General features: G+C 58.2%; 16 protein-coding genes and 1 tRNA gene. 15 read left to right on the forward strand and 2 right to left on the reverse strand.

Going from position 1 to position 18,746, the window contains the following annotated elements; genetic code table 11:
• Window positions 1-22 precede the first annotated feature (22 nt).
• From BM205_RS06455 to BM205_RS06470, 4 genes are read left to right on the forward strand one after another with little or no spacing between them, the layout of a single operon-like run.
• Window positions 23-691, forward strand: a complete 669-nt coding sequence (locus BM205_RS06455) for an amino acid ABC transporter permease (protein WP_092413654.1) — start codon at window positions 23-25, stop codon at window positions 689-691.
• Window positions 688-1,344, forward strand: coding sequence for an amino acid ABC transporter permease (locus BM205_RS06460; RefSeq protein ID WP_092413656.1), 657 nt, complete (start codon window positions 688-690; stop codon window positions 1,342-1,344). Before BM205_RS06455 ends, BM205_RS06460 begins: the two co-directional genes overlap by 4 nt.
• Window positions 1,345-1,350: 6 nt before the next feature.
• Window positions 1,351-3,069 carry a 5-guanidino-2-oxopentanoate decarboxylase gene (locus BM205_RS06465; protein WP_092413658.1) on the forward strand — a complete coding sequence of 573 codons (1,719 nt, stop codon included), beginning with the start codon at window positions 1,351-1,353 and terminating at the stop codon, window positions 3,067-3,069.
• On the forward strand, window positions 3,069-4,535 hold the full coding sequence (locus BM205_RS06470) for an aldehyde dehydrogenase family protein (protein WP_254783771.1): 1,467 nt from the start codon (window positions 3,069-3,071) through the stop codon (window positions 4,533-4,535). The genes BM205_RS06465 and BM205_RS06470 overlap by 1 nt, the downstream gene beginning before the upstream one ends.
• 19 nt (window positions 4,536-4,554) lie before the next feature.
• On the opposite strand, the gene BM205_RS06475 is transcribed toward BM205_RS06470, so the two are convergent.
• Window positions 4,555-5,685 carry an ABC transporter substrate-binding protein gene (locus tag BM205_RS06475; RefSeq protein WP_092413801.1) on the reverse strand — a complete coding sequence of 377 codons (1,131 nt, stop codon included), beginning with the start codon at window positions 5,683-5,685 and terminating at the stop codon, window positions 4,555-4,557.
• A 263-nt stretch (window positions 5,686-5,948) separates the two neighbouring features.
• On the opposite strand from BM205_RS06475, the gene BM205_RS06480 reads away from it, so the two are divergent.
• The 3 genes from BM205_RS06480 to BM205_RS24750 are packed head-to-tail and all read left to right on the forward strand — an operon-like array spanning window position 5,949 to window position 8,361.
• Window positions 5,949-6,188, forward strand: a complete 240-nt coding sequence (locus BM205_RS06480) for a FeoA family protein (protein WP_092413802.1) — start codon at window positions 5,949-5,951, stop codon at window positions 6,186-6,188.
• A gap of 35 nt (window positions 6,189-6,223) precedes the next feature.
• Window positions 6,224-8,068: a ferrous iron transporter B gene (locus BM205_RS06485; RefSeq protein WP_175511185.1), complete on the forward strand. Its 1,845-nt coding sequence runs from the start codon at window positions 6,224-6,226 to the stop codon at window positions 8,066-8,068.
• On the forward strand, window positions 8,065-8,361 hold the full coding sequence (locus BM205_RS24750; RefSeq protein WP_092413663.1) for a DUF6587 family protein: 297 nt from the start codon (window positions 8,065-8,067) through the stop codon (window positions 8,359-8,361). Before BM205_RS06485 ends, BM205_RS24750 begins: the two co-directional genes overlap by 4 nt.
• Window positions 8,362-8,797: 436 nt before the next feature.
• Here BM205_RS24750 and BM205_RS06495 read toward each other — a convergent pair whose 3' ends face one another.
• Window positions 8,798-9,763, reverse strand: a complete 966-nt coding sequence (locus BM205_RS06495) for a sugar-binding transcriptional regulator (RefSeq protein ID WP_092413665.1) — start codon at window positions 9,761-9,763, stop codon at window positions 8,798-8,800.
• A gap of 418 nt (window positions 9,764-10,181) precedes the next feature.
• On the opposite strand from BM205_RS06495, the gene BM205_RS06500 reads away from it, so the two are divergent.
• The 8 genes from BM205_RS06500 to BM205_RS06535 all read left to right on the forward strand — a co-directional run bounded on the left by BM205_RS06500 (window position 10,182) and on the right by BM205_RS06535 (window position 18,379).
• Window positions 10,182-11,456 carry an ABC transporter substrate-binding protein gene (locus BM205_RS06500; RefSeq protein WP_175511192.1) on the forward strand — a complete coding sequence of 425 codons (1,275 nt, stop codon included), beginning with the start codon at window positions 10,182-10,184 and terminating at the stop codon, window positions 11,454-11,456.
• Between the two features lie 93 nt (window positions 11,457-11,549).
• A complete protein-coding gene (locus BM205_RS06505) occupies window positions 11,550-12,479 on the forward strand; it encodes a carbohydrate ABC transporter permease (RefSeq protein WP_092413669.1) in 930 nt (309 codons plus the stop codon).
• Entirely contained in the window at window positions 12,476-13,291 is an 816-nt protein-coding gene (locus BM205_RS06510) for a carbohydrate ABC transporter permease (protein ID WP_092413670.1), read from the forward strand. The genes BM205_RS06505 and BM205_RS06510 overlap by 4 nt, the downstream gene beginning before the upstream one ends.
• Before the next feature lie 20 nt (window positions 13,292-13,311).
• Window positions 13,312-14,001, forward strand: coding sequence for an HAD family hydrolase (locus tag BM205_RS06515; protein WP_092413803.1), 690 nt, complete (start codon window positions 13,312-13,314; stop codon window positions 13,999-14,001).
• 77 nt (window positions 14,002-14,078) lie between these two features.
• Window positions 14,079-15,233 carry an ABC transporter ATP-binding protein gene (locus tag BM205_RS06520; protein ID WP_092413672.1) on the forward strand — a complete coding sequence of 385 codons (1,155 nt, stop codon included), beginning with the start codon at window positions 14,079-14,081 and terminating at the stop codon, window positions 15,231-15,233.
• Between the two features lie 24 nt (window positions 15,234-15,257).
• A complete protein-coding gene (gene dalD, locus BM205_RS06525) occupies window positions 15,258-16,664 on the forward strand; it encodes a D-arabinitol 4-dehydrogenase (RefSeq protein ID WP_092413674.1) in 1,407 nt (468 codons plus the stop codon).
• A gap of 76 nt (window positions 16,665-16,740) precedes the next feature.
• Complete coding sequence (gene xylB / locus BM205_RS06530) at window positions 16,741-18,231, forward strand: xylulokinase (RefSeq protein WP_092413676.1); 1,491 nt, start codon at window positions 16,741-16,743, stop codon at window positions 18,229-18,231.
• A 72-nt stretch (window positions 18,232-18,303) separates the two neighbouring features.
• A tRNA-Thr gene (locus BM205_RS06535) sits at window positions 18,304-18,379 on the forward strand.
• Window positions 18,380-18,746 lie beyond the last annotated feature (367 nt).

Here is an 18,746-nt window from a genome sequence, read left to right on the forward strand (position 1 = left end):
CGGACATAGGAAGGCAATCAGCATGACTTATGCGTTCGACTTCAGCGATCTGCAACAATACGCCGGCATGATCGTGCACGGTATTGCGATCACGCTTGGCCTGACCGCGGTCGCCACTTTTCTCGGTGCCGTGATCGGCATCGGCGGCGCTGCCTTGCAATGGAAAGGCGGAAAGGCTGTCCGCGGCGCGATTGCCACCTATGTCGAGTTGATTCGCAACACGCCGTTTATTGTGCAGTTGTTCTTCATCTTCTTTGGTTTGCCAGGCCTCGGCGTGCAGATCAACGAAATGGAAGCGGCATTGCTGGCGATGACGATCAATCTGGGCGCCTACGCTATCGAAATCGTACGTGCCGGAATTGAAGCCGTATCGCGCGGACAATATCAGGCGGCGCTGGCGATCGGGTTGACGCAACGGCAGGCGTTCCGCTCCGTCATATTGCCGCAAGCGCTGGCTACGGTATTCCCGGCGCTGGCCTGCCAGGTGCTGATCGTGATGCTTGGCTCGGCCGTCGTGTCGCAGATTTCGGTTACCGACCTGACCTATGCCGCCAACTATATCCAGTCGCGTAATTTCCGTTCCTTTGAAATCTACCTGGTGATCACCGTCATCTACCTGGTGCTGGCGATTGTATTGCGACGCCTGATGAACCGCATGGCGCGCGGACTTTTTGCAGGACGGCAGCGATGATGGAGTTCACTTTATGGGGCATGGCCGGTAACTTGATGTTGGCCGCACGCTGGACGGTATTGCTAGCGCTGATCGCATTTGCCGGTGGCGGCGCATGCGGCTTGCTGTTGCTCGGCCTGCGGCTGGTCGGCCAGCGCCAGCTCACTGCAGTCATCGACTTGTACATAGAAATAATCCAGGGAACGCCATTGCTGATGCAATTGTTCATGGTGTTCTTCGGGTTGCCGCTATTTGGCATCGACGTCTCGCCATGGCTGGCGGCCAGCTTCACGCTGACGCTGTATACCAGCGCCTACCTGGCGGAGATCTGGGGCGGCTGCGTCGCGGCTATTCCCCGCGGCCAATGGCATGCGGGCGCCAGCCTCGGCATGACTTACACGCAGCAGCTGCGTGAAATCGTGCTGCCGCAAGCATTGCGGATTGCCATCGCACCGACGGTAGGCTTTTTGGTGCAGGTGGTTAAGAGCACCGCCCTGACTTCCATCATCGGCCTGATCGAACTGACCAAGGTCGGCAACATGCTTACCAATTCCACTTTCCGCCCTTTCCCGATTTACGGGATGGTGGCCCTGTTGTATTTCGCCATGTGCTTTCCACTGACCTGGTATGCACGCAAGCTGGAACGCCAACATCAACGCAAGACCAATCGCTAAAACAAAATGAAACGACTCGAGATTACTGAGATTGACAAAACCGTCGCCACTGACGCCGGCGCATCTGCATCACTGACGATCGCACCTGCTGCTGCAACTTGCGGCGAAGTGCTGGTCAAGCTGCTGGAAAACTATGGCGTCGAACTGGTGTTCGGCATTCCCGGCGTCCATACCGTTGAGCTGTACCGCGGGCTGGCACGCTCGAGCATGCGCCACATCACGCCGCGCCACGAACAAGGCGCCGGCTTCATGGCCGACGGCTATGCGCGGGTCAGTGGCAAACCCGGCGTCTGCTTCATCATCACAGGCCCCGGCATGACCAATATCGCTACCGCCATGGCGCAAGCCTACGCCGATTCGATTCCGATGCTGGTGATTTCCAGTGTCAACGCCCGTCGGCATCTGGGCAATGGCAACGGCATGCTGCATGAGTTGCCGTCACAACGTGGCGTGTTTGCCGGCATGACTGCATTCTCGCATACGCTGATGAGCGCCGATGAACTTCCTGCCGTATTGGCGCGCGCTTTTGCCGTGTTCGACAGCGCCCGCCCGCGACCGGTGCATATTGAAATCCCGCTGGATGTGATTGTCGCCCCTGCCGCGCATCTGTCTACCGCCATGCCGGCCCGCACCTCCAAACCCTGCGCCGATCCGCGCAGCATAGCCGAAGCTGCTGCCATGCTGCGCCAAGCCAGGCGGCCCTTGATCCTGGCCGGCGGCGGCGCCGTCAATGCCGGTATCGAATTGCAGCAACTGGCAGAACGTTTGCAGGCGCCGACGGCGCTCACCATCAATGCCAAAGGTCTGCTGCCGCCGCAGCATCCGCTGTTACTCGGCTCGACCCAATCTACAGCGGCAACGCGCGCCCTGGTGTGTGAAGCCGATGTGGTGCTGGCGGTCGGCACCGAGCTCGGCGAAACCGACTACGACACCGTATTCGACGGCGGCTTCCGCATTCCTGGAAAACTGATCCGCATCGACATCGATGCGCAGCAACTGGCGCGCAACTATCCCGCCACGCTGGCCCTGCTGTCCGATACCGGCAGCGCGTTGCAAGGCTTGTTGCAGCAATTGTCGTTACAACCCGAACCGCTTTTGCATGCGCTCCGTCCCGATGTCTCTTGGGGCGGAAAACGGGTTGCCGCTTTGCGATGCGAAATCGATTCCAGCCTCGATCACGCGGCGCGCATGCAGCATCGCATGCTAAAAGTGGTGGCGAGCACGCTGCCGGATGCGATCTATGTCGGCGACTCTACCCAGCCGGTATATACCGGCAATATCACCTTCGATGCGCGCACTCCGCGCAGCTGGTTCAACTCATCGACCGGATACGGCACGCTCGGTTATGCATTGCCGGCTGCAATCGGCGCCAAACTCGCCACTGCCGGCACACCGGTGATATGCCTGATCGGCGACGGCGGCTTGCAATTTACCTTACCGGAACTGGCCAGTGCGGTGGAAGCCGGCGTGCCGGTGATCATCCTGCTATGGAATAACAGCGGCTATGGGGAAATCAAGAAATACATGCAGAACCGCGCCATCGAACCGGTTGGCGTCGATATCTACACGCCGGATTTCATTGCGATTGCACGCGGCTTCGGCTGCGCAGCTCAACACGTGGCAACAGCAACGGAGCTGGCCAGCGCCTTGCAACTGGCGAGGTCAGCCAGCACGCCAACCGTGATTGAAATTTCAGAAATCGAGTGGACCGGGCGGGAGCAATGATGGCGCACAATCAACTGCATCAGCCGCATCAACTCTATATTGCGGGTCGTTGGTGCGATGCACGGTCCGGCCGGATGGAAACGGTATTCAATCCCGCCACCGAAGCGGCACTAGCCGAGGTCGCTGTCGGCGCAGCGCAGGATGTCGACGATGCCGTCGCGGCAGCCGCTGCGGCGCAGGCGGCATGGGGAAAAAGTACCGGCGTTGAACGCGCCGCCTGCTTACGTGCAATTGCCAGCGGAGTGCTGGAACAGCAGGAGCAGCTGGCTCGCCTGCAAACCGCCAACAATGGCAAACCCCTGAGCGAATCGCTGATCGATATCGGCGATGTAGTCGCCACCTTCAACTATTACGCCGAACTGGCCGAGCAACTCGACACGCATCAAGATCAACCGGTCATCCTGCCCAGCGATGACTTTACGGCGACGCTGCGGCGTGAGCCGTGTGGTGTCGCGGCCTTGATCGTACCTTGGAATTTTCCTATGGTAACCACCGCATGGAAAGTCGCACCGGCATTAGCGGCAGGCTGCACGGTAGTGCTCAAGCCGTCCGAAATCACGCCGTTACCAGAGCTGGCGCTGGCTGCGATAATCGATCAAGCCGGATTGCCGGCCGGCGTCTTCAATCTGATCACCGGTAGCGGCGCCGAAGTCGGCGCCGCGCTGGTTTCCCATCCGGCCGTACGTAAAGTCTCTTTCACCGGCAGCACCGCCGTCGGCCAGACAGTGATGAGAGCCGCCGCGGACGATCTCAAACGCGTCAGCCTGGAGTTGGGCGGAAAATCGGCGGCGCTGATGTTTGCCGATGCAGATATCGAACAGGCGCTCGACATCGTCTGCGGCGGGATATTTTTCAACGCCGGGCAAATGTGCTCGGCAACCTCACGCCTGCTGATTGAACGCAGCATTGCAGAGGATTTCACTGCACGCCTCAAGCAGCGTGTCGAATCCATCAAGGTCGGCGATCCGATGGATCCAGCTACCCAGATGGGCCCCTTGAGCAGTCGCCAGCAATATCGGAAAGTACAGCAATATATTCAGCAGGGACTGAACGCGGGACTTAACGTAGTCACTGGCGGTGGTCGTCAGCCAGCTATCTCCAGGGGATATTTTGTAGCACCGACGATCTTTGCAGATGTGCCCTTCGACAGCCCTTTGTGGTGCGAAGAAATCTTCGGCCCGGTCCTGTGCATCAATACCTTCGACAGCGAGCAGGAAGCAATTGCGATCGCCAATCGAAGCGAATACGGCCTGGTGGCGACCGTACTAACCTCGGACCGCGAACGCGCCAGCCGCGTGTCGGCGGCGTTGGACGTAGGCCTGGTGTGGGTCAACAGCCCGCAGGTGATTTTCCCGCAAACCTCATGGGGCGGCATGAAGAAAAGCAGCATAGGCCGCGAGCTGGGACCTTGGGGCTTACACGCGTTTCAGGAAATCAAACACGTGGTGATGGCGGCATTTGGATAATCCCGATAGTTCGGATAGTTCAATGCAAGAATCTGCCGCTCTTGGCTACCATCGTCAGGTCGACGAACTCTGAACCATTGTGATTGCTCGGGCTGAAGGTCACAAAATAGCCACCGGCGTCATAATGGTTCAGGGTTTCCAATGCCTTGATCAAACTATCGCGCGACAAATTACTGCCAGCGCGTTTGAGGCCTTCCACCATGACCTTGGCGGCAATAAAACCTTCCATGCTGACGTAATCCCACTCTCTCTTGCCGTTTTGCAGGTAGTACTTGCGGTATTCCTTGACGATGGCATTGACTTCATCCCAAGGCGCCGGCATCACTTGCGCGATCTGCACGCCGCTGGCGTCCTTGCCAAGTGCATTCACCAGTTGCTGGCTGCCGACGAACGAGATGTTCCAGAACGATGGCGGACTGCCGGCGGCTATCATCGCCTTGATAAAGGCGGCGCTGGAATTGTAAGCCGACACCATGATGACCGTCTGCGGATTGCTTTTCCGGATCTTGGCGACGGCGTCGCTGACGTCCACGCTATTGCGTTCCACCGTGCCTAACCCGACCACTTCGATGCCGCGTTTCTTCAACGCCCGGGTCACCCCCTCCAGGCCAGCCTTGCCGTAGGCATCATTCTGATAAAAGACAGCGATCCGCTTCAATGACAACGTGGTAATTTGCTGTACGATTTTTTCAGTCTCGGCAAAGTAACTGGCGCGGACGTTGAAGATATTCCGGTTGAACGGTTCGCGCAGCGACTGGGCGCCGGTAAACGGCGCGAAGAACGGCAGCTTAGCCTTGGTCGCGGCTGGAATCGATGCATTCGAGGTCGGCGTACCGACGTAGCCGAACAGGGCAAGTACGTCATCCTGTTCGATGAATTGACGGGTATTCGCCAATGCCCGGTCCGGCTCGTAGCCGTCATCCTTGGTTTTAAGGATGATTTTTCTGCCGAACACGCCGCCGCTGTCATTGACCTGATCGAAATACGCTTGCGCGCCTTCATTCATGCCCTTGCCCAGTTCTTTGGCAGGACCGGTAAAGGCTGCCGACTGGCCGAGGGTGATGGTGGTGGCGGTAACGCCCGTTTCAGCGTGACAAAAAGCGGCAGTCAACAACAGCGCTGACAGGGCAAGTGATTTATGAAGGCGCATGCGAAATCCGATTATTCGTTTAGATAAAGTTGATGAATGTTGCAAATCCATTGCAAATTTGACATGCCAGATGGTAGCGCTACCGAAAATAGCCGATAAAATTTGTTGCAGCGCGGAAAATTGCGCCAAGTAAAACGCAAAGGGGGGTGTACTGTCAAGCAAGCCATGCAATTTTCCCCGGCCGGGAAAACAATAAGGCGCTATCCGATATAATGAGAATCATTATTGATCATGCTGGTTTATGGCTTATTTATGGCTTGCTTATGAGACTTTGTGACTTGACCCCGTTCACCCCTGCAGTGATCGAATACGTGGAAGACGCGTTGGAACTAGACCCGATTGCCAACCGCTTGCGCGAACTGGGCTTTGTCCAGGGAGAAGCAGTGAGCCTGGTAGCGCGCGGACCGGTTGGCGCCGATCCGCTGATGATACAAATCGGCTTCACGCGTTTCGCCCTGCGCCGCGCCGAAGCGCACCGGGTCCATGTCAATCCCGCTTCCTGAATTTCAGCCTCCAGCTCATCCCCATACATAGCCTCATGTCTAGCGCATCCTCCCTCCGCATCGCCTTGGTCGGTAACCCAAACTGCGGTAAGACCGCCCTGTTCAACCAGTTAACCGGAAGCCGCCAGAAAGTGGCGAACTACGCCGGCGTCACGGTAGAACGCAAGGAAGGTCGCTTCACCGCCCCTTCCGGACGGCTATTCCAATTACTCGACTTGCCCGGTGCGTATAGCCTGGAAGCGACCAGCCCGGACGAGATGATTACCCGCAAAGTATGCCTGGGCCAAATGCCCGGGGAAGCGTTGCCGGATCTGGTGGTCTGCGTCGCCGATGCAACCAATCTGCGTTTGCATTTGCGTTTTGTATTGGAAGTCAAACGGCTGGGCCGGCCCATGGTGCTGGCATTGAACATGATGGATGCCGCCCGCAAACGCGGCATCGCGATCGACCGCGAAGAGCTGGAACGCCGCCTCGGCATTCCGGTGATCGAAACCGTGGCAGTACGCAGTGGCGGCGCAAGCGAACTTATCCGGCATCTGGACCAGGCTGCTGCAACAGCGCCGGCGCCAACGGCCAGCGGCGTCGACGACGACTTGCATGCGCAAGTGCGCAGTATGCTGGCGGCAGCAGTCACCATGCCGCGCAACACGTCGATGATCGACGACATGATCGATCGCTGGGTATTACATCCGGTCTTCGGACTAACACTGCTGGCGGCCATCATGTTCTTTATTTTCCAGGCAGTTTTTTCCTGGGCACAACCGCTGATGGCGGCTATCCAGGCCGGCGTCGGCGCGGTCGGCGCCTGGGTTGCCGGCGCGATGCCGGAAAGCCTGCTGCGCAGCCTGATCAGCGACGGCATCTTCGGCGGCCTCGGCACCGTGCTGGTATTCCTGCCGCAAATCCTGATCCTGTTTTTCTTTATCCTGGTGCTGGAAGAATCCGGCTATCTGCCGCGCGCCGCCTTCCTGCTTGACCGCATGATGTTCAAAGCCGGCCTCACCGGCCGTTCGTTCATTCCGCTACTGTCGAGTTTCGCCTGTGCGATTCCCGGCATCATGGCCACCCGCAGCATCCAGGACCCACGCGACCGCCTGACCACCATCCTGGTAGCACCGCTGATGACTTGCTCGGCACGGCTGCCGGTGTACACCTTGCTGATCGCCGCCTTCATCCCGAACACAAGCGTCTGGGGCCTGTTCAATATGCAAGGCATTGTCCTGTTCGTGCTGTATGTGGCCGGCATCGTCAGCGCGTTGGCGGTATCCTGGGTCATCAAGCGCGTGCGCAAGGACAAGAGCGAGCACGCATTGCTGATGGAATTGCCATCCTACCGCCTGCCCGGCGCGCGCAACATCGCCATCGGCCTGTGGGAACGGGCGTTGATATTCTTACGCCGGGTCACCACCATCATCCTGGCGCTCACCGTGCTGTTGTGGTTCCTGTCGACCTTCCCCGGCCCGCCGGCAGGGGCGACCATGCCCGCCATCGATTACAGCCTGGCCGGCAGGATCGGCCATCTGCTCGAATACGTCTTTGCCCCTATCGGTTTTAACTGGCAGATCTGCATTGCACTGGTACCCGGCATGGCCGCACGCGAAGTCGCCGTATCGGCGCTGGGAACCGTGTACGCCATGTCCGGCAGCGAAGACATGATTGCGTCGCAACTGGGCCCGGTGATAGCCCATCAATGGTCGCTGGCAACTGCGCTGGCGCTGCTAGCCTGGTATGTGTTTGCCCCGCAATGCATGTCGACGCTGGCAGTGATGCGCCGCGAAACCAACTCCTGGAAAATAGTCGCTTTCGCCACCACCTACCTGTTCGGCCTGGCCTACCTTGCCGCTTTCCTTACCTATCAAATTACGAAGTTCCTGACATGACGCCATTTCTCGTAATCCAGGCCATTGTGATTGGCTTGGCAGTGATTGCCAGTTTGATTTATGCGTGCCGTCGTTTGATGCCGGCCACCAGTCAGCGCTGGCAGGCGGCATTGGCGGACTCGTTGAGTGCGAGCTCTCGACCGGTAGTGTTGCGGGCGATTGGCAAGCGGTTGCAGCCGGAGGCCGCGGCGGGAGGATGTGGGAGTGGGTGCGGATCTTGTTCTACTGGATGTGGTTCTGGGTCTGCCGCGGTGGAGCAACCGGTGCAGTTTCGCGAGCGTTCCGGGGAATAGAAATCGCGTGAGTTATTTTTTAGCGGTTGAATGCTAATGCATGTGCTCCGTGGTTCGTTAATTAGGGTCAAGTTTCGCGATAAAGCCTGCGAAAGTTGACTCTGACCCTAAATAACTGCGTGCGATTGTTTTTGACGCGGCTTTTGACTTTGAAGTCCGCATGGGGACGCTGCCAAATGTGGCGCGTGTCAGTCGGGAATTGTGGGGGAACATGTTTGAGCGAAGCGAGTTGGTTTCCCCACCCGACTGGCACGTGACACATTTGGGGACCTCCTGCGGAGGTGATGGCTTTGGCAGGAGCGATGCTCCAGCCCTTTCTTTGCTTACTTTCTTTTGGCGAAGCAAAAGAAAGTGAGCGGCTGCCGGGCCGCCCCCGGCATGCATCCACGGAGTAGCGAACGTTTTAAGTAACGACACGCACTCCGTAGGCCGCTAACTAATCGTCTTGTAGCGCGTAGCGTGCGCAGTATTCGTCGGTGATCAAGCCCGACCACCAACCTCCGCGCAAGACCGCCCGAATCGCTTCCGCCTTCTTGACGCCACCAGCCATGCCGATCACCGGCCGCGTCGGCGGCGAAGTCAGCGGCAAACTGGTGACACGCTCCTCAAGCGGTGATGCAATCAGGCGACCGTCGCCGGCAATCGCATGCCCGATCATCTCCCCCACCGCCCCGTATCCCTGCAACTGCTTAACCTCTTCCGCCGTAATGAAACCATCCTCATGCATCGGACAACCAAGCGCAATCGTGCCGACTCCGATGAAGGTCACATCCGCCTGCTGCGCCAGATCTGCAACGATCCGATACACCCGATGATTACACCACTGCCGCATATCCTCGGCACTGTCAGCCACCAGCGGCGCCGGCAAGAAAAAGAAACGCGCCTGGATTTTATCGGCAGCCGTAAGCGCCACGTCATAACGGTTCGACGAACCATCAGCAGCAATCGCCCCCACCATCGAAACGATCCGATGCTGCGGCCGCTCCATTTCAGTAACCGCCTCCAGCACCGCCTTCAAAGTCCGCCCCGACCCGACATTCACCACCAGCGGCGTCTCCTGCTGCAGATAGCGCTCCATCACCTCAGCCCCCACCACCGCCAGCATCTGCTGCACCCCGGCCTCGTCGACCACGCTGCCGCCCGCACCTTCGCTCGGCACCACATGGCATTGCTCAAGGCCGTAGCGCTGCTGCAACGCCGCCGCCAGTTCCAGGCAAGTCGACACCGGATGCTCAACCCGCACCTTGACCAGTCCCGATTCGCGCGCATAAGCCACCAGCCGCTGCGCCATCTGGCGCGAAATGCCAAGGTGATCGGCGATTTCATTTTGCGTATTGCCAGCCACGTAATACATCCACGCCGCACGCGCAGCGAGATCCAGCTTTTCATTTCTTGATGCCATCTGATTTCCTTTTTTGCGGCATGGATCGCTCGGCACCCGTCTCCACAACATGCATCGCCAGCGTCGCCACTATCCTGTTTTTTTGGCATTCGACCCGGGAATTGTCCCAGATAGTGCAGCGCAGCAGAACAAAATCTTGACACGCATTGATTCATGGATGATTATTTGCTCAACGAAAAGTCTTTTGCTCAATATTTGAAACAAGCATACAAAAATACAAATCAAAAGACAACGTTAAATAATTTTCCCGATGGCAACCGAGCGTTAATTGCCATCTGAGAAAGTGATAACGCGAAGCCGCGCAAGTCGGCATGGCGTATTGATCATTCCAACCATGGAGACAAACATGAAACGTCGCAGCATTCGTGCCAGTTCGCTTTCAGCGGTCCTGGCGCCGTTCAGCCTTATCTCGATAGCGATGCTCTGCAGCAGCGCCTGGGCCGCACCGACTACCGTCAACATCGCGACGATCAACAATCCGGACATGATCGAACTGCAAAAACTCTCATCGAATTTCGAAGCAGCCAACCCCGACATCAAGTTGCGCTGGGTGGTACTGGAAGAAAACGTGCTGCGGCAGCGGGTTACCACCGACATCGCCACCGGCAGCGGCCAGTTCGACCTGATGACTATCGGCGCATATGAAGCGCCGATCTGGGCCAAGAAAGGCTGGCTGGCGCCGATGGAAGGCTTGCCTGCCAGCTACGACGAAGCCGACCTGATCAAGACCGTACGTGAAGGCCTGACCGAAGGCGGCAAGTTGTACGCACTGCCGTTCTATGCCGAAAGCTCGATGACCTATTACCGCAAAGACCTGTTTGCGGAAAAGGGCTTGAAAATGCCTGAGCATCCAACCTTCCAGGATATCGCCGGTTTCGCTGAAAAGCTGACCGACAAGCAAAACGGCATCGCCGGCATCTGCTTGCGTGGCCGCGCCGGATGGGGCGAGAACATGGCGCTGGTCGGTACCATGGTGAACACTTTCGGCGCCCGCTGGTTCGATGAAAAATGGCAGCCGCAACTCAATTCTCCCGAGTGGAAAAATGCGGTCACCACCTATGTCGACCTGCTGCGCAAATACGGTCCCGCCGGCGCCACCTCCAACGGCTTCAACGAAAACCTGGTGCTGTTCTCCAGCGGCAAATGCGGTATGTGGATCGACGCTACCGTGGCGGCCGGCATGATCTACAGCAGCAAGGAATCGAAGGTAGTCGGCAAGGTCGCATTTGCGCCGTCACCGGTGGCGGTCACGCCTAAAGGCTCGCACTGGTTGTGGATCTGGTCGCTAGCGATTCCGAAATCGTCGAAATCGCAGGACGCTGCCAAGAAATTTGCCGCCTGGGCGACTTCCAAGGAATACGTGCAACTGGTCGCCAAGGAAAAAGGCTGGGGGCTGGTGCCTCCTGGCACCCGCATGTCGACCTACGCTTCGCCCGAATATAAAAAGGCGGCGCCGTATTCCGACTTCGTGCTAAACGCGATCCAGTCGGCCGACACCAAAGATGCGACCTTGCAAAAAGTGCCTTACACCGGCATCCAGTTCGTGACGATTCCCGAGTTCCAGTCGCTGGGCACGGTAGTCGGCCAGGCAATTGCCGGCGCGCTGGCTGGCAAGTCGACCGTCGAAGCTGCATTGCAGACATCGCAGGCGCAAGCGGACCGGGTGATGCGTCAGGGACGCTACATCAAGTAATACGCCGCTGGTAATGCTCCGTAGGGTGGGCGCCTTGTGTCCACCCTGGCCATCCCGTCTATCGGCGCGCAAAAACGTAAGAGGTAATTCATCATGTCGACTCCTTCCGCCCAGATCGCAAACGCGGCCGTACCGGTGCGGCCAAACGCCAGCAAATTCAAGCCGGTAAGGTTGCTGCAAACACCCTCGGTCTTCTTGTTGCTGCTGTGGATGATCGTGCCGCTGGCAATGACGCTGTACTTCTCGGTCATCCGGTATAACTTGATGATGCCGGATGTAACCGGCTTTGTCGGGCTGGACAACTATGCCTTCCTGCTCAACGATCCGGCGTTCTGGCCGTCGATCCTCAATACGCTGGTTCTGATCGGTTCGGTGCTGGTTATCAGTGTGGTCTCCGGCACGCTGCTGGCGGTGCTGTTCGACCAGCCGTTTTTCGGCCGCGGCATCGCCCGTCTGCTGGTGATCGGACCGTTCTTCGTTATGCCTACCGTCGCCGCCCTGATCTGGAAAAACATGATCCTGCATCCGGTGTACGGCCTGCTGGCATGGGCCATGCGCCTGCTCGGCCTGGAGCCGATCGACTGGCTGGCCGAATATCCGATGCTGTCGGTGATCATGATCGTCGCCTGGCAATGGATTCCATTCGCCTTCCTGATCCTGTTGACGGCGCTGCAATCGCTGGATATGGAACAGAAAGAAGCGGCGCAACTGGATGGCGCCGGACCGATCCGTGTGTTCTGGTATGTGGTGCTGCCGCATCTCAAGCGGGCGATCACGGTGGTCATCATGATTGAAACGATTTTCCTGCTATCGATCTTTGCCGAAATCTTCACCACCACTGCCGGCGGTCCTGGCACCGCGACTACCAATCTGGCGTACCTGGTGTATTCGATCGGCTTGCAGCAGTTCGACATCGGCATCGCCTCGGCCGGCGGCATCATCGCCGTGATCCTGGCCAATATTGTGTCGTTCTTCCTGGTACGGATGATGGCCAAGAACCTGAAAGGAGCGAACGAAAAATGAACGCAAAAAATAAGAACCGGCTGTGGCTGGGACTGGTAGCGTGGGCTTGCGCCATCGTCCTGTTTTTTCCTATCTTCTGGGTTGCGATCACTGCCTTCAAGACCGAACACCAGGCCTATGTGCCGACCTTGATTTTCTGGCCAACGCTGGAAAGCTTCCATGAAGTGATGGCGCGCAGTAACTACATGGACTTTGTCGTGAATTCGCTGATCGTCTCGCTGGGTTCTACCGCGCTGGCATTGCTGATCGCGGTGCCGGCAGCGTATGCGATGGCATTTTTCCCTACCGCCCGCACCCAGAAACTGTTGCTATGGATGCTGTCGACCAAGATGATGCCCGCGGTAGGCGTACTGATTCCGATCTATCTGCTGGCCAAGAATACCGGCCTGCTCGATACGGTAACCGGGCTGACCATCATCTACACTTTGATCAACCTGCCGATTGCGGTCTGGATGGCGTTCACCTACTTCAACGACGTGCCAAAGGAAATCCTCGAAGCGGCACGGATCGACGGCGCCAACGCCTGGCAGGAAATGGCGTACCTGCTGCTGCCGACCTCCATGCCGGGGCTGGTCTCGACCGGCCTGCTGCTGATTATCCTGTCGTGGAATGAAGCATTCTGGAGCATCAACCTGACCAGCGTCAGCGGTGCGCCGCTGACCGTATTCATCGCCTCTTACTCGAACCCGGAGGGTCTGTTCTGGGCCAAGCTGTCAGCCGCCTCGCTGCTGGCGATAGCGCCGATCATGGTGCTCGGCTGGCTGGCGCAAAAACAGCTGGTGCGCGGCCTTACCTTTGGCGCAGTGAAATGACGGATTCAATGGATAACGCGATGACTACCCACATCAGCCATCTCATCTGCGATTGCGACGGCGTATTGCTGGATAGCGAAAGCATCGCCCTCAGTGTGCTGCATCGCCAGCTGACGCCGTATTTGTCGCCTTCGATACCGCATGCCGGCCCCGCATTGCATAGCGCAATTGCCGAACGGCTGGGAATGATGACCGATCAGCTGCTGGATGAAATCAATCACGAGTTCAAGTTAGAGCTGGCCCCGGCGGACTATAGCGCGATCAACCTGTTTGTCAGCCGTGCCTGCAGCGAGGAAGTCAATCCTGTGCCTGGTGTCAGGCAAGCGCTGGCAGCAATCCCGTTACCCAAGGCGGTGGCCAGCAACAGTAGCCTGGATCGTATCCGCGCGGGCTTGCGTCGCTGTGACTTGCTAGAGCAGTTCGAAGGCCACATCCATAGCGGCTATGAGATCGGCAATCCCAAGCCGGCGCCCGACGTCTACCTGGCCGCAGCTGCCGGCTTTGGCGTATCGCCACAACAATGCATCGCGATTGACGACAGCGTCACCGGCGTCCGTTCCGCAGTTGCCGCCGGCATCCGGGTCATCGGTTTTATCGGTGTAGCGCACGATCGCACACGCGCCGGCGCAAGATTGCTGGCAGCCGGCGCCGAATGGATATTCGACGACATGCAACAGCTGGCGGAACTGCTCGGCAGACAGACGGCGTAATTCCACACATTTACATTGAGTCGCCACCTTCCGTAACCCGCGGCGGCGATCCACGAAGAAAACAGAAGGAGACCATCATGGCAGGCGTAACGATCAGAAATCTCATCAAGAGCTACGATGATAATGAAGTCATGCGCGACATCAATCTCGACATCGAAGACGGCGAATTCGTCGTCTTCGTCGGTCCCAGCGGCTGTGGCAAATCCACTTTGCTGCGCATGATCGCCGGCCTGGAAGATATCAGCAGCGGCGACCTGTTCATCGGCGACGCCCGCATGAACGATGTGCCGCCAGCCAAGCGCGGCATTGCGATGGTGTTCCAGTCGTATGCACTGTATCCACACATGACGCTGTACGACAACATGGCTTTCGGCCTCAAGATCGCCGGCAAATCTAAGGCCGAGATCGACACCGCGGTCCAGCGTGCCGCCAAGACCTTGCACATCGATCATCTGCTGGACCGCAAGCCGAAGGCCTTGTCGGGCGGCCAGCGTCAGCGGGTAGCCATCGGCCGCGCCATTACGCGTGAACCGAGCGTGTTCCTGTTCGACGAACCTTTGTCCAACCTGGATTCTGCCCTGCGGGTCAAGATGCGTCTCGAATTTTCACGACTGCACGACCAACTCAAGACCACCATGATCTACGTCACTCACGACCAGATCGAAGCCATGACGCTGGCCGACAAGATCGTAGTGCTGTCTGCTGGAAGGGTCGAACAAGTCGGCTCGCCGCAGCAGCTTTATCATCATCCGGCGAATCGGTTTGTGGCAGGTTTTATCGGCTCGCCAAAAATGAATTTCATCGATGGCACAGTAGCTGCCATCGCTAATTACGGCGTGCTGGTTGAACTAGCCAGCGGCGGCAGGCAATCGGTTGCGGTTGATGGCAGCAGCTTGCAGATCGGCGCTCCCGTCAGCATCGGCGTGCGCGCGGAACACCTGATGCTTGATCCGCACAATCCGATGCTGAAGGCAAAATTCACGGTGCTCGAAGCACTCGGCGATTTTTCCTATCTGTACGCTGACTCCACACTGTCCGACGAACCACTGGTACTGCGCGTGGCCGACACCGTGAGCATGCAGCGCGGCAGCGAAATCGGAGTGTCCGCCGATCCGCAGCGCTGCCACCTGTTCGATCAAAGCGGCCGCGCCTTGCGCCGACTGGATTCGACGGCCTCCGCCCCGCACGCGGCGACGGGCCAGGCGCAACAGGCTGCTTCGCAGACGGCATAAAATTTTATTTATTCAGGACACACCATGCAAGCCACTTCCTCCGCCTCCGCCGCCGAGCCTGCCGACAACATCTGGCTACACATCGGCGCAGGTTCTTTTCACCGCGCGCACCAGGCCGTATATCTGCACCATCTGATGGAAGCCGGCGACACCGGCTGGTCACTCGCATTGGCTAACATCCGCGATGACATGACACCGTTGCTGGATGCGCTGGAGCGCCAGGGCGGCGCATATACGCTGGAGACCGTGACGCCCGGCGGTGTGCGCAATTACGAAACGATTCGATCGATCAAGACCATCGTTCCCTGGGATGCAGCGCTGCTTGAATTGACAAGCTTCGGCGCAAGAAACGCCACCAGGATAATTTCATTCACCGTCACCGAAGGTGGCTATTATCTAGATCACCATCACCGCCTGGACACCAGCAATCCCGATCTTGCCGCCGACCTGCAAGGCGAACTGAATACGATCTACGGCGCCCTGACGGCCATCCTGCGCGCGCGCGCAGCTGCCAACGGCGGTCCGGTCACCCTGCTCAATTGCGACAACTTGCGCCACAACGGCGAACGTTTTCATGACGGCCTGCTGCAGTTTCTCGCATTACGCGGCGAAACCGATTTGCAGCAATGGGTGGCAGAACACACCAGCAGCCCCAACTCGATGGTCGATCGCATCACGCCGCGTCCCACCGAAGAAGTCCGGACGCGCGTGGCGCAAGCCTGCGGCCAGGCCGATCCCTGCGCGCTGATGGCAGAGTCATTTATCCAATGGGTGATTGAAGATAATTTTGTCGCCGGACGTCCGCCTCTGGAAAAAGTCGGCGTCGAAATGGTGCAATCGGTGCTGCCTTATGAAGAAGCCAAGATCCGCATACTCAACGCCACTCACAGCTGCATCGCGTGGGCCGGCACATTGGTCGGACTGAACTATATCCATGAAGGTTGCGCTCGGGCTGACATCCGCAAAATGGCTTACGACTATGTCACCCAAGATGTCATCCCTTGCCTGTCGCCGAGCCCGCTCAACCTGGAGAACTATCGCGACGTTGTGCTGGAACGCTTTGGCAATCCGAATATCCAGGACAGTAATCAACGGGTTGCTGCGGACGGCTTCTCGAAGATCCCTGGCTTCATCGTGCCGACTCTACAAGAATGTATTGAGCGCGGCGTCGTGCCGCATGCCACTTTGATCCTGCCGGCGCTATTCTTCCTGTTCTTGCAACGCTGGGCCAACGATGAATTGCCTTATGCTTATCAAGATGGCGTCTTCGACGAAACAACCACCCGCGCCATGCTAAACAGCGCCGATCCGGTCCGCACCTATTGCGCCGATCCCGCCTTATGGGGCACACTAGCTGGCAGCTTGCAGCTTGAAGAGCCATTGCGTGAAGCGGTGATACATATCCAGGATTGGCTTGCCCGGCAAACCTGACTGGGTGCTGCGCTCGCAGCACCTGTTACCGCAACAGCCATGATAACCGTGCATAAAAATACAATAGGATGGAGATATGTATCTCGGCATCGACTTGGGCACTTCGGAAGTCAAGATAGTTTTGATGGATCAGGCTGGCAATTTGCTTGCCGATGCCGGCACCGCATTAACCGTATCCCGCCCGCAACCGCGCTGGTCGGAACAAGATCCTGAACAATGGTGGCAGGCTACCTGTGAAGCCATCGTTAAACTACGAACAAAAGCGCCCGCAGAGTTTCGCGCCGTGCGTGCCATCGGCCTGTCTGGCCAGATGCACGGTGCCGTGCTGCTCGGCGCACAAGATCGCGTCTTGCGTCCGGCGATCCTATGGAACGACTTGCGCAGCATCAGCGAATGCGCCGAACTGACCGAACTTGCACCACAATTGCATCAGATCGCCGGCAACCTGGCCATGCCCGGCTTTACCGCCCCAAAGCTGCTATGGCTGGCGCGTCACGAACCGGAAATATTTTCCGCCATGCAGATGGTGCTGCTGCCGAAAGACTGGCTGCGCCTGAAAATGACCGGCAACAAGGTATCCGAACCATCCGATGCCGCCGGCACCCTGTGGCTCGATGTCGCCAAACGCGACTGGTCGGATGCATTACTGGCAGCGACCGGCATGCGCCGCTCGCACATGCCACGCCTGGTGGAAGGTGGCGAGTCATCCGGCACGCTGCTGCCTGAAGTGGCAGATGCCTGGGGCCTGTCGCCAGAAGTCATCGTGGCCGGCGGTGGCGGCGACGGCGCCGCCAGTGCGGTAGGTATCGGTGCGGTGAATCCCGGCGACGGCTTTGTCTCGCTCGGCACCTCGGGCGTACTGTTCGTCGTAAACGACCGCTTCCGCCCAAATCCAGCCCAGGCCGTGCACGCCTTCTGCCACGCCCTGCCCGGCCGCTGGCACCAGATGAGCGTGATGCTTTCGGCCGCCAGCTGCCTGCGCTGGTTCTGCCGGCTGGTCAGTGTCGACGAGGCCACATTGCTGAATGAAATCGCCGGGCTTGATTCAGCCGCACTGGAAAATGCACCGCTATTCCTGCCCTACTTGTCTGGCGAACGCACGCCCCACAACGATCCCTATGCACAAGGCGTATTCCATGGCCTGTCGCACGCCCACGGCCGCGCCGCGCTCGGTTATGCCGTGATCGAAGGCGTCACCTTCGGCATGGCCGACGGCCTCGCCGCCCTGCACACTGCTGGCACTGAGGTCTCCGAATTATCATTGGTAGGCGGCGGTTCACGCAGCCCGTACTGGGCGCAACTGATCGCCGATGCGCTGAATGTGCGCATGGTGACCCACATTGGCAGCGAAACCGGCGGCGCGCTGGGCGCGGCCCGCCTGGCCTGGCTGGCCGCCAACGACCAGCCGGACAAGGAAGCCGTCATCTGCGCCAAACCACCGTTACGCGAAGCCTTTACCCCGAACGCGCAACGCCATGCAGCGCTGCAGCCGCGGTTGGCGGCGTTCCGCGAGATTTACCGGTGTCGTCCGGAACGAAGTGTAGATGTCAATCAGACCGGGCATTGAATAGCTTTAATTTAGCGATTAATTGCTGCTAAAATCTGTTTGTGCTCTTGCTTGGTTTTTTGCAAAAGCAGTGCCGGTGTAGCTCAGTTGGTAGAGCAATTCATTCGTAATGAAGAGGTCGGGGGTTCGACTCCTCTCTCCGGCACCAGCCCTTTAATAGCAGCTTTCACGTGGCTGCTACCCTTCCGTTCTTCTTCTGTGGCTAGTGCGGACAGCATTTCGCCATAGCTAACCTCAGCTTCTTCCGCAATTTTCTTTGCAGTCCTGAAATCTGGCAATTGTTCCGCTTTTACAATAGTGAAGAATTGCTGAAAGATGGCTACGCAGCATTTCAACTATATTTGGAGGGAATTCTTGGCGGTCTGATTGATCGCAGCTGTGACAACACGCAATGAGTAATTAGGTGCTGGAGGGTGGGTTGTACGGCCCCACGACTAAGACGGCGAACCAGATTCCGCCAACAGGTATCAAGACATCAACAAAATCAATTGCTTAAATGCGATTTCAGTTATTTT

It is taken from the genome of Collimonas sp. OK307, assembly GCF_900113705.1.
GTDB lineage: Bacteria > Pseudomonadota > Gammaproteobacteria > Burkholderiales > Burkholderiaceae_D > Collimonas.